The organism is Vibrio sp. 10N.239.311.G01 (assembly GCF_041465805.1).
GTDB lineage: Bacteria > Pseudomonadota > Gammaproteobacteria > Enterobacterales > Vibrionaceae > Vibrio > Vibrio crassostreae_C.
In genome coordinates this window covers 1-17,692 of record NZ_JBFSRM010000008.1, presented here as the reverse complement: position 1 = coordinate 17,692, position 17,692 = coordinate 1, and the positions used below count along the sequence as shown (strand labels likewise).

Genomic DNA, 17,692 nt, shown 5'->3' with positions numbered 1-17,692 from the left:
TTAGGTCGCCTTTGAGAATGCTTTTCTGTGTGTATGTATCGACATTAAAATACCAAAACCAGCCATAAGGGTAACCATTGAAGTACCGCCATAACTGACTAGAGGAAGAGGAACACCAACTACAGGTAGAATGCCACTTACCATGCCAATGTTTACAAAAATATAAACGAAGAAGCTCAGTACAATACTTCCGCCCATCATTCGACCGAATGCGGTTTGAGCTTGGCTCGCAAGCACTAAGCCACGTCCAATAATAAACAGGTAGATCGCAAGCAAGAACAAGATACCGATCATGCCCCATTCTTCGGCGATGACCGCAAAAATGAAGTCAGTATGACGCTCTGGGATGAACTCTAGTTGAGATTGAGTGCCTTGCAACCAACCTTTTCCTGATATACCACCCGAACCTATCGCAATCTTACTTTGAATGATGTGGTAACCCGCACCTAATGGATCTGATTCAGGATCAAAAAGGGTTCTAACACGCACCTTTTGATATTCACGCATCAAGAAGAACCATAGGATTGGGATAAATGCCCCTAATGCGATTGCCGCGCTAGCAATGATTTTCCAACTGATACCAGCCAGGAATATCACGAAGATACCAGATGCGGCGATAAGGATAGATGTACCTAGGTCAGGCTGCTTTGCGATTAGAATCGTCGGTACAAACACCATCACTAGCGAGATCGCTAATGTTTGGAATGTTGGTGGAAGTGAGCGCTTACCGATAAATCGTGCCAGCATCAAAGGCACCGCGAGCTTTAATAGCTCTGACGGTTGGAATCGAACAAAGCCGAAGTTTAACCAACGCTGGGCGCCTTTAGAGGCTTCACCAAAGAACAACACGCCCAATAGCAAGATGACACCACCTACAAATAGCAGTGGTGCCAAGGTTTCATAAGTACGAGGTGAGATTTGCGCTAGGAAGATCATCACACCTAAAGACAGAGCCATGCGCATCGCCTGGCGGTCCATCATCGCAAGGCTTTGTCCGCTTGCGCTGTACATGATCAGCAGGGCAAAGCCCATTAAAACCAGAATGCCAAGCAAAAGCGGCAGGTCGATATGCAGCCTTTCGAATAGGGCTCTATTTCGTCCAGTTGAAGGATCAAGTTTCATTATTTAATTGGCTCACTTTGATAATCTTCTGCAAGGATAATATGGTCTAAAATCCTTCTTACTACTGGGCCGCCGTTAGAAGAACCGCCACCTGCGTTCTCTAGAACGATAGTCACGACGGCTTCAGGATCTTCAAAAGGCGCGTAACCCGTAAAGAGGGCGTGATCGCGTAAGTGCTCTGCGATTTCGTCCGCGTTGTACTCTTCATCTTCTTTTAAGCCGAATACCTGCGCGGTACCCGATTTACCAGCGGTTTGGTAAGACATCTTCTGGAATGAACGTCTTGCCGTACCTTTCTTACCGTGGTTAGCCAGCCTCATACCTTCCTGAGCGATATCCCAATACTTCTTCTTAACCCCGGTTAGCGGTGGGTAAGTTTCAATGTCCGACATGATTTGTTCATCGAATGGACGACCGTTATCAATGGTTGAACGAAGTAGGTGAGGTGCGGTTACTTCACCTTCATTGACCAAAACTGATGTGGCTTTTGCAATCTGCATGGGTGTTGCAGTCCAGTAGCCTTGGCCAATACCAACTGGGATGGTGTCACCTTGGTACCAAGGCACACGGTGTCTTGCCATCTTCCAATCACGAGTTGGCATATTGGCTTTGCTTTCTTCATAAATATCGATGCCAGTATAATCACCAAAGCCGAACATCATCATCCATTTGGATATGCGATCAATGCCGAGATCATAAGCAATTTGGTAAAAGAAAGTATCCACTGACTCTTCAATCGCTTTCTCTATATCAACGACCCCGTGTCCCCAACGCAACCAGTCACGGAATGGTCTTGTTTTTGAATTAGGGATCTTCCAATAACCTGGGTCATTACGCGTTGTATTAGGTGTAATCACACCTTCTTGCAGAGCCGCAACAGCAATGAATGGCTTGATCGTCGATGCTGGTGGGTAAATACCTAGCGTTGCACGGTTAACCAAAGGGCGGTCTTTGTCTTGAAGCAGGGCGTTATAACCTTTAGACGAAATACCATGTACGAATGCATTTGGGTCGTAGCTTGGGCTAGATACCATGGCTAACACGCCATTGTCTTTCGGGTCGAGAACGATAGCTGAGCCACGGCGGCCATCCAGTAACTTATGTACGTATAGTTGTAGCTTGATATCCAAGTTGAGCACGATATCTTTACCCGGAACCGACGGTACAAATTTTAGAGTACGGATCACTCGTCCACGGCTGTTAACTTCGACTTCTTGATAGCCAGCGGTACCGTGAAGCATGTCTTCGTAGTAGCGCTCAATACCAAGTTTACCGATGTCGCGAGTGGCTTGGTAATTGGCGTCTTTCTCTTCGCGAACCAGGCGCTGCATATCACGGTCATTGATGCGCGATACGTAGCCAATCACGTGAGTTAACACATCACCATAAGGGTAGAAACGTTTTAGCGTACCTGTAACTTCAACGCCTGGGAACTTATGTTGATTTACAGAGAAGATCGCAACTTGTTCTTCGGTAAGCTGATTCAGAATAGGTACTGACTTGAAGCGTCGTGAATTGCGACGATCACGATCAAATAGTTCAATGCGCTCTGGCGGGATCTCGATTAATTCTTGTAGACGGACGAGCGTGTCATCCATATCTTTGATTTTTTCTGGTGTGATTTCTAGGTTGAAAACCGGGCGATTTTCGGCAAGAAGCACACCATTACGATCATAAATCAAACCACGGTTGGGGGCGATTGGAACGACCTTGATACGGTTATCGTTAGAGCGGGTTTTATAGTCTTGATATTGATTGACCTGAATGTTGTACAGATTAACAACCAACATCGATATCATGACTATGATCCCCGCAAACGCAACAAAAGCACGATTAGTAAATAGTCGTGCTTCTGCTTTGTAATCACGGATTTGGCTACGTTTACGTAACATTAACGCTTATTCTCGATGATAAGGGTGGTTAGCAGTGATGCTCCAAGCTCGATACAAGCTTTCAGCCATGATAACGCGTACTAATGGGTGAGGGAGAGTAAGCGCAGACAGAGACCAACTTTGGTCTGCAGCCGCTTTACATGCAGGTGCTAATCCTTCAGGCCCGCCGATAAGGATAGAAACGTCGCGTCCATCCAACTTCCAACTTTCCAATTGCTCTGCCAGTTGTGGTGTGTCCCACTTTTTACCTGGGATATCAAGCGTGACAATGCGGTTGCCTTTTGGAACCGCTGCCAACATCGCTTCGCCTTCTTTTTGAAGAATGCGTGCAATATCCGCATTTTTACCGCGCTTTCCCGCAGTAATTTCAATGAGCTCTAATGGCATATCATGAGGGAAGCGGCGTTTATATTCTTTAAAGCCTTCTTCAACCCACTTTGGCATTTTTGTGCCAACTGCGATTAACTGGATCTTCAAAGCTTAGCCCCAAAGTTTTTCTAGTTGGTACAGTTCACGGTGTTCTTCTTGCATAACGTGAAGCATGCTTGTGCCCATATCTAGAACAACCCATTCACCTTCTTGCTGGCCGTCCATGCCTAGTGGCTGCATACCTGCTTTACGTATTTCATCAGCAACATGCTGTGCAATAGAAGCAACATGGCGCTTAGAGGTACCTGTACAAACAATCATGTAATCAGTAACGCTTGATTTGCCTTCTACATCGATAGTCACAATCGATTCTGCTTTCATGTCGTCGGCTTTGTCTGCAAGAAAATCTTTTAGTTCTTCACGTAACACGGGGTGTTCCTTTAATCTGAATTTAGCTTTTTAGGGGCTGTCGACCCTAGAATATACCACGCTTTTATGCGTGAAATGGTATTGAAGCTGAAGGGATACAAAACTCTACGCTTAACTGATGAATTAGTGGCCAAGGCGACTGCTCATATTGAGTTTTTGTCATCAATTCAGCTTGAGTGAGCAACGCGAACAAAGAGTGTAATTGAGAAATCGAAACTCTTGTTAGCGCGGCGTTATAAAGAGGCTTTTTAGATTGCCAGATACGGTGTTTTTCGAAGACCTGACCAATCGGCATCTGTTTCATTTGTTGCTGCATTTGTAATAGCAGAGCAAGCTCTCGTTGTATGCTACGTAATAAAATGACGGGTTCGACACCTTCAGCTTCTAGCTGACGCAGGATTCGTTGTGCTCGGTTACCTTTGCCTGCCAATAACGCATCACTCCAATGGAATGGAGTAAAATGGTTGTGTCGACTCAGCGATTCTTCTAAGCGTACTAACGTGAGTTTTCCATCTGGGTATTGGAGAGCCAGTTTTTCTAGGCTTTGGGTGAGAGCAAATAGATTACCCTCATGCCATTGCGCCAGCATTTGAATCGCTTCAGGGTCTGGCGTTAAACCGATTTGACGGCAACGCGCTTGGACAAACTGAGGTAACCGACTGACATCTGGCGTTAGGCAACTGACCCAGTGACCCTGATTCGAAAGAGCCTTAAACCACTTAGCGCTTTCTTGAGCTTTGGTGAGCTTAGTGCCCACCAAGATTAACAAGATATCACTGTGGATATGCTCGGAGATTGCGAGTAGCTCTTTCGCTATTGCGGCATTGACGCCTGACTCTGGCAGCTCAAGCTCGATGACCTGACGGCTAGAGAATAGGCTCAGTGCTTGAGTGCAGTCGTAGACTTGATTCCAGTCGAGACTGCTATCAATCGCAAAGCGGTGACGTTCCTCGAAACCTTGTTGTTTAGCCGCTTTTTGAATCGCTTCTCTGCTTTCTTGTAATAGCAGTGGCTCATTACCAAAGATCAGGTAAACGTTGCTCAGTTGTTTAGCAAGCTGTTCTGGTAAGCGGTCAGCAAAAATACGCATCAAATAAACCTATTATTGAGCAGATTCGCTGAGCTCTGGTTGTTGTTCTGTGCTTGGTTCGATTTCAACGTCGTCAATCTCAACATTCTTGATGTTGTATTGCTTTTCGAGTTCTTTCACTTGAACGTGCTCTAGTGCATCTAGGTCCATGCTATCAGCTGCAATGTTCGCTTTTAGACGAGCCATCTGACGAAGGATTTGGCTTGTTGCCAACTTACGCATCTCATCTTCGATCATGTCTCGTTCAACCGACTTCGCAAGTGCAGTTAGCGGGTTATCTAGGTAACTACGGGTTACGCTGGTTGAGAACGTCTTTGAGCCTAGATCCGGGACAGTTACGCGGTATGAAGCGCGGAATGTCAGTTCTTTCTCTGCTGCACGAGTGTTTTGGTATAGAGACAGAGTTCGCTCACCTACGCTCTCACTAATAATATGCAGGTTAGGTGTATTCTCAGCCGGTGGCACAATTTCTACATCATTCATACGCAGTTGACCTTTCATCATACGTGTAAACGTACTGTATTGGTCGTAACTGGTTACGGAGATCTTGTTGAGTTCTTCTGGTACGGAGTAATCACCACGTAGGTGGAAACCACACGCACTTAATAGGCTGACGGTTAAAACAACAACAGTAACTTTCAATGAAGATAGTGAAATCAGGCGCATTATTTGATGGCTCTCATGAAGGTAGAATACTTATTTAAAGGCTTTAGTTCGTTTGAGTGGTTAGGCTCAAGTCTAAAGCGCTTAAATAAGTAGACAGGGCAATTAGCTACCCTGTCTACAGACTGCTTTTGATGAATTAAGTTCGTTAATTCTTTAGCAATTGCATTGTGCTAACGAAATTAGTTAGCAACGATGTTTAGAAGCTTACCTGGTACGAAGATGACTTTACGGATCGTTAAGCCATCTAGGAACTTCTTAGCGTTCTCATCGTTCAGACCAAGCTCACGAACCTGCTCTTCTGTTGCATCAGCTGCCACAGTTAGCTTCGCACGCAGCTTACCGTTGATCATAACAACGATAGTCTTCTCGTCTTCAACTAGCGCTTTCTCATCGAAAGTTGGCCATGTTGCTGAGTCTACGTTTGATTCACCAAGTGCAATCCACATTTCGTAAGAGATGTGTGGAGTCATTGGGTAAAGCATGCGTACTACCGCTTTTAGCGCTTCATCAAGGATTGCACGATCTTGTACAGATTCTTGAGGCGCTTTCGCCAGCTTGTTCATCAGTTCCATGATTGCAGCGATTGCCGTGTTGAACGTTTGGCGACGGCCAATATCGTCCGTTACTTTCGCGATAGTTTTATGGATATCACGACGAAGTGCTTTTTGGTCGCCAGATAGCGCAGAAGCATCAACAGATTCAGCAGCACCCTTAGAAGAGTGAGCGTGAACCAATTTCCAAACACGTTTAAGGAAGCGGTTAGCCCCTTCAACGCCAGACTCTTGCCACTCAAGCGTCATGTCTGCAGGTGATGCAAACATCATGAATAGACGTACTGTATCAGCGCCGTACTTGTCTACCATCTCTTGTGGGTCGATACCGTTGTTCTTAGACTTAGACATTTTGATCATGCCTGAGTGTTCAACTTCACGACCTTGATCGTCGACTGCTTTTTCGATGCGACCTTTACCGTCACGTTCAACCGTTACGTCAGTCGGTGCAATCCACTCTTTGGTGCCTTTTTCGTTTTCGTGATAGAACGCGTCAGCCAGAACCATGCCTTGACATAGTAGTTGCTTGAACGGTTCATCAGACGTCACGTAGCCAGCATCACGTAGAAGCTTATGGAAGAAACGAGAGTAAAGCAGGTGCATACAAGCGTGCTCGATACCACCAACGTATTGGTCAACTGGTAGCCAGTAGTTTGCTTTCTCTGGATCTAGAATGTCGTCTGCTTGCGGTGAACAGTAACGTGCGTAGTACCAAGAAGACTCCATAAACGTATCGAACGTGTCAGTCTCACGTAGAGCGGGTTCGCCGTTGAATGTTGTTTCAGCCCAAGACTTGTCAGCCTTGATTGGGCTCGTTACGCCATCCATTACTACATCTTCAGGAAGAATGACTGGCAGTTGGTCTGCTGGTACTGGGTGAACTTCACCGTCTTCAGTGGTTACCATTGGGATTGGAGCGCCCCAGTAACGTTGACGAGATACACCCCAGTCACGTAGACGGAAGTTTACTGTCTTCTTACCTTTGCCTTCAGCTTCAAGCTTCGCAGCAATTGCATCGAATGCTTCTGGGAACGCAAGACCATCGAATTCACCAGAATCAAACAGTACACCTTTTTCAGTGTAAGCCGCTTCAGACACGTCTAGTTCAGAACCATCTTCAGGTTTGATTACTGGGATGATATCGATGCCGTACTTAGTTGCGAACTCGTAGTCACGTTGATCGTGAGCAGGAACCGCCATTACCGCACCTGTGCCGTAATCCATAAGTACGAAGTTTGCTACGTATACAGGAACAACACGACCGTTAAGAGGGTGGATAGCCGTTAGGCCAGTATCCATACCTTTCTTTTCCATCGTTGCGAGTTCAGCTTCAGCAACTTTAGTGTTACGACACTCTTCAACGAATGCAGCAAGCTCTGGGTTGTTCTTCGATGCTTTCTCTGCAAGAGGGTGACCTGCAGCGATACCAACGTAAGAAACACCCATTAGTGTATCTGGACGTGTTGTGTACACTTCTAATGGTGCTTCTTCGCCGTTAACAGCGAAAGATAGCTCAACACCTTCAGAGCGGCCGATCCAGTTGCGCTGCATGGTCTTAACCATTTCAGGCCAACCTTCAAGGTTGTCTAGATCGTCTAGTAGCTCTTGAGCGTACTCAGTGATTTTAATAAACCACTGTGGAATTTTCTTTTGCTCTACTGGAGTGTCACAACGCCAGCAACAACCGTCTTCTACTTGCTCATTTGCCAGTACTGTTTGGTCGTTTGGACACCAGTTCACTGAAGATGTCTTCTTGTAAACCAGGCCTTTTTCGTAAAGCTTAGTGAAGAACTCTTGTTCCCAACGGTAGTACTCTGGAGTACACGTTGCGAATTCACGGTTCCAGTCGTAACCAAAGCCTAGAAGCTTAAGCTGGTTCTTCATGTACTCAATGTTTTCGTAAGTCCATGGTGCAGGTGCTGTATTGTTTTTAACAGCGGCGTTTTCTGCAGGTAGGCCGAATGCATCCCAACCAATTGGCTGCATTACGTTTTTGCCTTGTAGACGTTGGAAACGAGATACCACATCACCGATGGTGTAGTTACGCACGTGACCCATGTGCAGTCGGCCACTTGGGTAAGGGAACATAGAAAGACAGTAGAATTTTTCTTTGTTTGGGTCTTCACTTACAACGAAAGTCTCGCTGTTATCCCAGTGTTGTTGAACCTTTTGTTCAATCTCTTGCGGGTTATATTGTTCTTGCATCGATGGTATCCGGTTATCTTGGAATTTGTGAGTTCGGTTAGAACAGAATCTTACAGATCGTCATAGAATACCTAAAGGAGCTGAGTACAACAATAGTTATACCCTTCATACTTGCAGTTGCCGCTTAGTAGATTGTGTAATTTTCACTGAATTTCGCAGGGCAACTATACTTAAGAGTATGAATTGCATTTGTTTGTAAGCGGGAGTGCATTGCAGCGCATCCGTTTGCTCACTAAAAGGTTGGTTATCTTAAGGAGGTTGTTATGCCGAAGAAAAAAGCGCTCTATGAAGAAGTCGTCGAAGAGGTGATTGAAACGCTGAAGCATAGCCCTGAAGAGCTCAACAACAAAATCGAAACGTCGGGCAAGTTTGCGAAAGCAGCTAATGATATGACTAAAGATGAGCTTTCATTGATCTCTGCCTACGTGAAGTCGGACTTAAAAGAGTTTTCCGAAAGCTATGAAGAGAGTAAAAGCGGTCCATTCTATTTGATGATTGCGGACTCTATTTGGCAAGGGCTGTTGGATATTACTGATCGTACTAAGGTGGAATGGGTTGAACTGTTCCAAGACTTAGAACACCAAGGCTTGTATCAAGCGGGTGAAGTCATTGGCTTGGGAACCTTAGTATGTGACGAGTGTGGTCACCAAACCGAATATAACCACCCAACCAATATCATTCCATGCATTAAATGTGGTTCTAAAGGGTTTAGTCGTAAAGCCCTTAAACCGTAAGCTTCTGAACCATAGCGTATCAACGCAAAACCACAGCAATGAAAAAGGGTTGACCCGATCAGTCAACCCTCAAATCACTTTTCGTCGAATCTAGCTTTTTGGCTTTCTAATTACCCAACCAATCACCAAGCTGAGCATCGCCCAGATATACAGTGGCCAAGTACCTACTGTGTGATAAGGCGTTTGACCATCCGTTGAAATGAGTTCAGCTTTTAACACTGCCGTTTCAAACTGAGGCACTTGCTTGATTATATTGCCTTTGTAATCAGTAACTGCCGTCACACCGTTGTTGGTCGAGCGAATAACCGGCTTACCAAGCTCCAGAGCACGCATCTGTGCAATTTCCATATGTTGCAGAGGGCCAATCGAACGACCAAACCACGCATCGTTAGAGAGCGTTAAAATAAAGTCAGTCTCGTCGGTTACGTTCTGTCTAACTTGATCATTAAAGATGATCTCATAACACAGTGCCGGCGCTAAGTGACGACCATTTGCCACTATGTTTGGTTGAACAAAGTCGCCACGGCTAAATGATGACATTGGCAAGTTAAAGAAAGGTGCTAATGGACGCAAGATATCTTCAAACGGCACAAACTCACCAAATGGTAACAGGTGGTGTTTATGGTAGCGTTCGTCTGGATCGTAGCTGTACTCACCGTATGGATTCACACCGAGAGAAAGAACACTGTTGTAGTATTTCTTATCTTCAGACTGATTCAGCACACCGGTAATGATCGAACTGTTGTTCATCTTCGCTGCGCTATCCAAGTTACGTAGGAAAGATGGGATCTCAACTTCGAATGCTGGAATAGCCGCTTCAGGCCAGATGATGATATCCGCTCCCCAGTTTTCTCTGCTTAGGTCGGTGTACTTCATCATGGTCGGCCAGCGATGACTCGGCAGCCATTTACTGTCTTGATCGACGTTGCCTTGGATTAAGACGACTGACGTGGTTTTTTCAGGGTTCGGCGTGACCCAGTCGATGTTGCGAATACCAAAGCCTGCACTAAATACGACGGCGGGAATGAGAGCGATGCTCCAAGCTCGGTTAACAATCGCACAAGTGAATGCAGAGGCTGAAACAATGATCGCTAAAGTTACTAGATCTACGCCGCCAATCGGTGCAAATGAACCTAATGGCGAATCGATTTGGCTGTAGCCTAACCAAAGCCAAGGGAAGCCCGTCATTACCCATCCACGCAGCCAATCGCTGACTAACCACAATGCAGGAGCTGCGAGGAAAAAGCGGCTTAGGTTATTGGCAGGGAAGAATTTATTCAAACCCCAGGTAAATAGCCCTGAATAAACGGCTAGGTAGCCAACAAGCAATGCCATCAAAAATAGGTTGGCTGCCAGTGGCATGCCGCCAAAACCATCAATGCTGACGTATACCCAGCTGATACCTGTGGTGAATTGACCTAAACCCCATGCGTAGCCAATCCAAAGCGCACTTTTAGGAGAGCGGTTGTGGATCAGCAACAGCAACAAAGCTGGGCTGAGAATAGCAAGAGGCCATATAGAGTATGGAGCGAATGAAAGGGTGGTTATAGCGCCAACAAAAACGGCCGCAAGCGGCCGTAATAGGCGATGAATAAAGGTATTAGTCATCTAATTTCTGTCATCTCTTTAGAGAGAAGTTGTTATTCTTCGATAGTCGGAAGAGGCTGTTCGTCAGGAATGGTTACCTGTAGCTGAATCACACGACGGTTATCTGCTGATGTTATTTTGAAATGGTAGTTTTCGATTTCTACAATTTCGCCACGAACCGGCAGGTGGCCGAGTGCTGTCATAACCATGCCGCCTACCGTATCCACTTCGTCGTCACTAAAGGCAGTGTTAAACGTATCGTTGAACTCTTCAATAGTGGTTAAAGCTTTTACAGAGAAGGTATGCTTACTCAGCTTACGAATATCTAGCTCTTCTTCATCGTCGAACTCGTCTTCAATTTCACCAACGATTTCTTCGAGGATATCTTCAATGGTTACCAGGCCAGAAACTCCACCAAACTCATCGACAACGATAGACATGTGGTAACGCTCTTCTTGGAACTCCTTAAGCAGGCGATCAACTCGCTTACTTTCAGGAACAACCACGACAGGGCGAATCACTTGTTCGATATCAAATGGAGCACTTTCTGAACCCAAATACTTAAGTAGGTCCTTCGCTAATAGAATGCCTTCAACATGGTCTTTATCTTCACTGATCACTGGGTAGCGAGAGTGTTGAGCATCAGTAATGAGCGCAATCAATGTATCTAGATCATCTGTGCGTTCAACTGTAACCATTTGAGAGCGAGGCAGCATGATATCGCGTACTCGCATCTCTGAAATTTCCATAACACCCTCGAGCATGTCGCGTGTGTCGTGGTCAATTAGGTCATTAATTTCTGAGTCGCGGATTACATCTACGAGCTCTTGGCGATCTTTTACTTCACCTTGAAATAGTTGGCCTAGGCGTTCAAAGAAGGACTTTCTACTCGGACCTTCAGATTTTTTACTTCCCTCAGAAGTGGGGGGGTTACCTTCGTTCATGATTTCTCAAAAAATAACGCTATCAGAAGTGTGATAGCACACGTTACAACTCAGATTCCTGTGAAAATCACAGGTTCGATGAGTTATTGTTTCTCTGCAACCTACTTTACTAGAATCAATTTACTTTTCTAGAATGTAAGGGTCTTCAAACCCCATAGATTGCATGATTTCTGTCTCGAGTGACTCCATCTCTTCAGCTTCATCATCTTCGATATGATCATAACCTAGCAGATGCAGACTGCCATGTACAACCATATGAGCCCAGTGTGCTAGCAGAGGCTTACTTTGCTCTTCTGCTTCTTTTTCGACAACTTGGCGGCAGATAATGAGGTCGCCCAGTAGATCTAACTCGATCCCTGGAGGAGCCTCGAATGGAAAAGACAACACGTTAGTTGGCTTATCTTTGCCACGATATTCATGATTGAGCTGGTGGCTTTCTTGTGTATCAACGATACGAACCGTCAACTCAGCGTTCTCTTGAAACTGAGGAATTGTCTTGTCCAACCAAAGCTGAATATCTTGCTCAGTTGGAAGACCTTGCTCATTTTCGACCGCTAATTGCAGGTCTAGTTCAATAGACATCTATTTATCACCTTGTTCTGCAATTACAGAGCTATTTTGTGTTGCTAATTGTGTCGTAACTACCTGCTGAGCCTCAAGAAGTTTGGCTTCACGCTCTTCACGTTTACGCTTTTCAAACTCTTTGCGCTCTTTCTGGTCTTTTGCTTCCCACTTCTCGTATGCGTTGACGATACGAGCAACTACAGGGTGACGAACGACGTCTTCAGACATGAAGAAGTTAAAGCTAATGTCGTCGACTTCATTGAGCACTTCAGTCGCATGGCGTAAGCCTGATTTTGCACCACGAGGTAAATCGATTTGCGTAATATCACCTGTGATCACAGCGCGTGAGTTAAAACCGATACGGGTTAAGAACATCTTCATCTGTTCTACCGTGGTGTTTTGGCTCTCATCAAGAATGATAAACGCATCATTCAATGTACGACCACGCATGTAAGCCAGTGGCGCAACTTCAATTACGTTACGTTCAATCAGCTTCTCAACTCGCTCAAAGCCAAGCATCTCAAACAGCGCATCGTAAAGTGGACGTAAATATGGGTCTACTTTTTGGCTTAAATCACCCGGTAGGAAACCAAGCTTCTCACCGGCTTCAACAGCAGGACGAGTCAGTAGGATTCGGCGAACCTCTTGGCGTTCAAGTGCATCAACTGCTGCAGCAACGGCTAAGTAGGTTTTACCTGTACCTGCTGGCCCAATACCAAAGGTGATGTCATGAGTCACCATGTTCATTAGGTACTGTGCTTGGTTTGGCGTTCGAGGTTTGATGACGCCTTTTTTAGTCTTAATGGTCACTTCTTTGCCGTAGTCAATTTCAGACTCGACGTGTTGCTCCAAAATGCCTGACTCGGTGATCGCCAGATGTATTTGCTCTGGTTCGATATCGATTATGTTGCCTTTAACTGGAGCCGTTTCAACATAGAGGTGTTTGATGATGTCTAAAGCAGCGGCTGTAGTGTGAGGCTTACCAACAATGGTGAAAAAGTTGCTACGGTAATTAATCTCAACGCCCAGACGACGCTCAAGATGCTTGATGTTGTCGTCAAATGGTCCGCATAAACTTGCCAAGCGCTTGTTGTCTGCTGGTTCTAGATTTATCTCTAAGGTAACGATTTTATTGCTCAAATTAGCCTCTCATTTTGTGCCACTCACTCTTAAATAAAACAAAGAGCAAAAAGCCCGATTTAGACCGGGCTTCTGATGGTGATATCCCTATTTCTAAGATGGTCACTTAGTTAGGTAATTTCAAGCTTTGTGTTTGCGCTTTGTGCTCAAACAGTTGTATTGCCTATGGCGTAAATGTCGCTACACCTAGCTCGTCTTCACGTTTTGTTTTTTCCATCATTTCTGCTGGAGTCATAACAACGCGTAGACCCATGTCTTTTTCTGTGCGAACTAGCTCACCACGTAGTGAGTTGGTGTAAACCTCAGTGATCTTCACATCTACGAATTGACCGATTAGGTCTGAAGAACCTTCGAAGTTCACAACACGGCTGTTTTCTGTACGGCCGCGAAGTTCCATTAGGTTCTTTCTTGATGGGCCTTCAACAAGGATACGTTGCTCTGTGCCTAACATTAGACGAGAGAAACGCATAGCTTGTGTGTTTACCGTTTGCTGCAGTTCGTACAGACGATCTTTCTTCTCTTGTGCTGGTACATCACATGGGTAATCTGCCGCTGGCGTACCTGGACGTGGAGAGAAAACAAAGCTGAAGCTCATATCGAAATCAACGTCTTTAATTAGCTTCATTGTATCTTGGAAGTCTTGCTTAGACTCACCAGGGAAACCAACAATAAAGTCAGAGCTGATTTGAATGTCAGGGCGAGCTTTACGCAGTTTACGGATAATAGATTTGTACTCGATAGCCGTATGTGGGCGCTTCATCATCGTAAGAATACGGTCACTACCACTTTGTACTGGTAGGTGAAGGAAGCTCACTAGCTCTGGTGTGTCTTTGTAAACTTCAATGATGTCGTCACCAAACTCAAGCGGGTGGCTTGTTGTGAAACGAATACGGTCGATACCGTCGATAGAAGCAACAAGACGAAGCAGTTCTGCGAATGAACAGATATCGCCTTCGTGTGTTGGACCGCGGTATGCGTTTACGTTTTGACCTAGCAGGTTAACTTCACGTACGCCTTGCTCTGCAAGTTGAGCAACTTCGAAAAGTACATCATCCATTGGACGGCTAACTTCTTCGCCACGTGTGTATGGTACAACGCAGTAAGTACAGTATTTAGAACAACCTTCCATGATAGAAACGAACGCCGTCGCGCCTTCAGCTTTTGGCTCTGGCAGGTTATCGAACTTTTCGATCTCTGGGAAAGAGATATCCATTACTGGCTTTTCGTTAGACAGTGATGATTTAATCATCTCTGGCAAACGGTGTAATGTTTGTGGGCCAAAGATAACGTCTACGTAAGGTGCACGTTGACGAATGTGATCACCTTCTTGAGTCGCTACACAGCCACCCACACCGATCACCACACCTTCTTTTTTATCTTTAAGCGTTTTCCAACGACCAAGCTGGTGGAATACTTTTTCTTGCGCTTTTTCGCGGATAGAACAAGTATTCAATAGTAGTACGTCTGCTTCCTCAGGTACTTCAGTTAGCTCATAGCCATTTGCAGCGTTAAGCAGGTCGGCCATTTTTGATGAATCATATTCATTCATCTGACAGCCCCAAGTTTTAATTAGCAGTTTCTTACTCATTATATGTTCGCTCGATCGTTAGTTTAATTTAAGGGAGCAAATCGCCCATTATTCATCCGCTAGCCCCGTTTGTCATAATTCGGTATTCAATTTTATGACAGGCTCTAGCGGCAAGCGGCGTATTGTACTGGTTTCAAAACCGACTGACTAGTAGTCTGAACAAATCTCTTATGTAGTGGTTTTTATTATCGTTAACGCCATATGCCATAAGGGATAACCCTTTTTTCGAATAAGGTTTTTGGTTACAAGTTAGTTATGAAAAAGTACAATCAAAAACAGTCAAAGAATCAAACTGATAAGTACGAAATATGAACAGTTACGATATTGTAGTAGTCGGTGGCGGCATGGTTGGCGCAGCAACAGCAATCGGTTTTGCAAAGCAAGGTCTGAGTGTTGCGGTGATCGAAGGTTTTGCCCCACAAGCATTTGATGAGTCGCAAGCGATGGATATTCGAGTGTCAGCGATTTCTCAGGCGTCAGTCGATTTACTTGACGATCTTGGTGCATGGCAGAACATAGCAGCAATGCGAGTTTGCTCTTACAAGCGCTTAGAGACTTGGGAACACCCAGAATGTCGTACTCGATTTGATGCTGCCTCACTAGACCTTCCTCGTTTGGGCTATATCGTTGAGAACAGACTCATTCAATTAGGTTTATGGTCTCAATTTGATGCCTACGACAATCTCGAACTGTTATGCCCAGAAAAGCTCGATGTGATTGAGTTTGGTGAAATCAATATCGTAAAGCTTCAATCAGGGGCTGAGTTGTCTGCGAAGTGGGTGATTGGTGCTGATGGTGCGAATTCAGCCGTTCGCCAACAAGCTGGAATTGGCATCACGGCTTGGGATTATCGACAACACTGTATGCTTATCAATGTAGAAACAGAACAACCTCAGCAAGATATTACTTGGCAGCAATTTCTACCAAGTGGCCCTCGTTCATTTTTGCCTTTGTGTTCTCTAACCTCTGACGGTCAAGAAGTTGGGCTGGGCTCGTTAGTTTGGTATGATTCTCCGCTGCGTATTAAGCAACTGTCAGCAATGACCCCTGAAAAACTACGTAACGAAGTACTTACTCACTTTCCTAAAGAGTTAGGTGATATCAAAGTCTTGAATTCGGGTTCTTTTCCTCTGACACGACGTCATGCTCAATCATACTCGAAGAATAACTGTATTTTGGTCGGAGACTCTGCGCATACCATCAACCCTTTGGCTGGGCAGGGTGTTAACTTAGGCTTCAAAGATGTATCAGTACTGCTGGATGTCACCAAAGAAAAGGGTGAATTGAACCAGTCTGTAGCAAGACGCTACGAGGTGATGAGAAGAGGTGACAACCTAGTGATGCAAAGCGGTATGGATTTCTTCTATAAGACATTCAGCAACGACATTGGTCCACTTAAGTTTGTGCGTAATGCTGCACTCAAGCTAGCAGAGAACTCAGGGCCGATTAAAGCTCAAGTGTTGAAGTATGCCCTGGGCCTTTAATTGAGTATTACAGACACTTTATAAAGAGAAGGAGAGCGAATGCTCTCCTTTTTTGTATCAGATGACTACTATCGCTGTTGCGTCACACAAACCGGTGCATCGATCTCTAAAGAGTACCCTGTATAAACCAAAGACCCATCTTCATTATCTCGCTTGAATGAGGTGATGTTGTTGGAGTGCTGGTTGGCGGCGATAAGCCATTTCCCATCGTTCGTTATATGGAAGTCTCTTGGGAATTTGCCTTCAGTGTCGTAGCTATCAATGAAAGTCAGCCTTTGAGTCTCAGAGTCGATTTTGAAGCTACTGATTCTTGATTGGTGTCGACATGACACATAAAGGAATTGCTCATCAGGCGATAGCTTAATCGCAGCTGCGGCTTCTCCCTTCTCCATATTAGGCAATGCATCAATCTCTTCCACTACATTCCAAATGCCTAAAACCTTTTCCAAAGTCAGCAACGTTTCAGAGAGTTCACAGACCACATAGGCTCTGTCTTCAGCTTTGTTAAAGATTAAATGGCGAGGTCCATTGCCGGCGGGCACCTTAATAGACTGCATTGGCTCATCAAGGAACTCTTCTTGCTCTTCATCAAAGCAATAGAAGTTGATGCGATCGGTGCCGAGATCGACAGTCACAAACTGTGGTGAGTTTTGTAAGAACAGGCATTGATGGGCGTGTGGGCTAGTTTGTCTCTCTTTGTTTGGCCCGGAACCAACCATCTGGATTGTTTTGAGTCGTTTATCGATGCTGCCGTTGATACTTAAGCTAAAAATATCGAATGTGCCTGATGAGTATTGCGACGTGATAGCAAACTTATTGTGTGGATCTATCGCGACGTGACAAGGGTGATCTCCCGAGATGAGGCTTGTATTGTGTGTTAGCTGTGAATCAACATTAGGTATATGAATGAGCTGGGGCTGTTTTTGCTGGTCCACTTCCGATGCAGTATAGATCCCAGTCTTTGTTACAGTAATAAAAGAGGGGTTAGTACATTTGATGATCAGCTCTAGAGGTAATAGTTTTCCTGTTTCTAGATCTAACTGAGTTTGATAAACACCTTGGCTTTTACTTGGTGTATCTGTGTAGCAACCGATCGTTAAGGGGAGGGGTTTCATAGGCTAGTCATACTCAATTAGAAAATGGAGCTGACATTGTCTTATAAAATCGTATTAAAAGTGAGGTTATAGAAGAGAATACTTGGTGACTTGGCTAGCAGATTTGCATATTCCAGATAAAACAAAACCCAGCTAAAAAGCTGGGTTCTATTTAATGATGGTGCGGTCGGAGAGACTTGAACTCTCACACCTCTCGGCGCCAGAACCTAAAT

At 45.0% G+C, this 17,692-nt stretch carries 15 protein-coding genes; 2 read left to right on the top strand and 13 right to left on the bottom strand.

Going from position 1 to position 17,692, the window contains the following annotated elements:
• The 7 genes from rodA to leuS form a co-directional block, all read right to left on the bottom strand.
• Complete coding sequence (gene rodA / locus AB6D06_RS08430; protein ID WP_017062334.1) at positions 1-1,122, bottom strand: rod shape-determining protein RodA; 1,122 nt, start codon at positions 1,120-1,122, stop codon at positions 1-3.
• Positions 1,122-3,014, bottom strand: a complete 1,893-nt coding sequence (mrdA, locus tag AB6D06_RS08425) for a penicillin-binding protein 2 (RefSeq protein WP_017062333.1) — start codon at positions 3,012-3,014, stop codon at positions 1,122-1,124. The genes rodA and mrdA overlap by 1 nt, the downstream gene beginning before the upstream one ends.
• A 6-nt stretch (positions 3,015-3,020) precedes the next feature.
• Positions 3,021-3,491, bottom strand: a complete 471-nt coding sequence (gene rlmH, locus AB6D06_RS08420; RefSeq protein WP_004735246.1) for a 23S rRNA (pseudouridine(1915)-N(3))-methyltransferase RlmH — start codon at positions 3,489-3,491, stop codon at positions 3,021-3,023.
• A 3-nt stretch (positions 3,492-3,494) separates the two neighbouring features.
• Complete coding sequence (gene rsfS / locus AB6D06_RS08415; protein ID WP_017067142.1) at positions 3,495-3,812, bottom strand: ribosome silencing factor; 318 nt, start codon at positions 3,810-3,812, stop codon at positions 3,495-3,497.
• Positions 3,813-3,876: 64 nt separating this feature from the next.
• Positions 3,877-4,902, bottom strand: a complete 1,026-nt coding sequence (holA, locus tag AB6D06_RS08410; RefSeq protein ID WP_372101321.1) for a DNA polymerase III subunit delta — start codon at positions 4,900-4,902, stop codon at positions 3,877-3,879.
• A gap of 12 nt (positions 4,903-4,914) precedes the next feature.
• Positions 4,915-5,568, bottom strand: a complete 654-nt coding sequence (gene lptE, locus AB6D06_RS08405; RefSeq protein WP_017067144.1) for an LPS assembly lipoprotein LptE — start codon at positions 5,566-5,568, stop codon at positions 4,915-4,917.
• Between the two features lie 179 nt (positions 5,569-5,747).
• On the bottom strand, positions 5,748-8,324 hold the full coding sequence (gene leuS, locus AB6D06_RS08400; protein ID WP_372110106.1) for a leucine--tRNA ligase: 2,577 nt from the start codon (positions 8,322-8,324) through the stop codon (positions 5,748-5,750).
• Between the two features lie 263 nt (positions 8,325-8,587).
• Between leuS and AB6D06_RS08395 the strand changes: the two genes are divergently transcribed.
• Positions 8,588-9,058 (top strand): zinc ribbon-containing protein, encoded by a 471-nt coding sequence (locus AB6D06_RS08395; RefSeq protein WP_017062329.1) that lies wholly within the window; start codon positions 8,588-8,590, stop codon positions 9,056-9,058.
• A gap of 90 nt (positions 9,059-9,148) precedes the next feature.
• On the opposite strand, the gene lnt is transcribed toward AB6D06_RS08395, so the two are convergent.
• The 5 genes from lnt to miaB all read right to left on the bottom strand — a co-directional run bounded on the left by lnt (position 9,149) and on the right by miaB (position 14,881).
• Complete coding sequence (gene lnt, locus AB6D06_RS08390) at positions 9,149-10,666, bottom strand: apolipoprotein N-acyltransferase (RefSeq protein ID WP_102428253.1); 1,518 nt, start codon at positions 10,664-10,666, stop codon at positions 9,149-9,151.
• A 32-nt stretch (positions 10,667-10,698) separates the two neighbouring features.
• Positions 10,699-11,589: a CNNM family magnesium/cobalt transport protein CorC gene (gene corC, locus AB6D06_RS08385; protein WP_012603382.1), complete on the bottom strand. Its 891-nt coding sequence runs from the start codon at positions 11,587-11,589 to the stop codon at positions 10,699-10,701.
• Between the two features lie 120 nt (positions 11,590-11,709).
• Positions 11,710-12,171, bottom strand: a complete 462-nt coding sequence (ybeY, locus tag AB6D06_RS08380; RefSeq protein WP_012603383.1) for an rRNA maturation RNase YbeY — start codon at positions 12,169-12,171, stop codon at positions 11,710-11,712.
• The gene (locus AB6D06_RS08375; RefSeq protein ID WP_017064169.1) at positions 12,172-13,293 is read right to left on the bottom strand and encodes a PhoH family protein; all 1,122 of its coding nucleotides are present in this window, start codon (positions 13,291-13,293) and stop codon (positions 12,172-12,174) included.
• Between the two features lie 163 nt (positions 13,294-13,456).
• On the bottom strand, positions 13,457-14,881 hold the full coding sequence (gene miaB / locus AB6D06_RS08370; RefSeq protein ID WP_372101327.1) for a tRNA (N6-isopentenyl adenosine(37)-C2)-methylthiotransferase MiaB: 1,425 nt from the start codon (positions 14,879-14,881) through the stop codon (positions 13,457-13,459).
• A gap of 308 nt (positions 14,882-15,189) precedes the next feature.
• On the opposite strand from miaB, the gene AB6D06_RS08365 reads away from it, so the two are divergent.
• Entirely contained in the window at positions 15,190-16,365 is a 1,176-nt protein-coding gene (locus tag AB6D06_RS08365; protein ID WP_372101329.1) for a 2-octaprenyl-3-methyl-6-methoxy-1,4-benzoquinol hydroxylase, read from the top strand.
• 68 nt (positions 16,366-16,433) lie between these two features.
• On the opposite strand, the gene AB6D06_RS08360 is transcribed toward AB6D06_RS08365, so the two are convergent.
• A complete protein-coding gene (locus AB6D06_RS08360) occupies positions 16,434-17,480 on the bottom strand; it encodes a lactonase family protein (RefSeq protein WP_017071286.1) in 1,047 nt (348 codons plus the stop codon).
• Between the last annotated feature and the right edge of the window lie 212 nt (positions 17,481-17,692).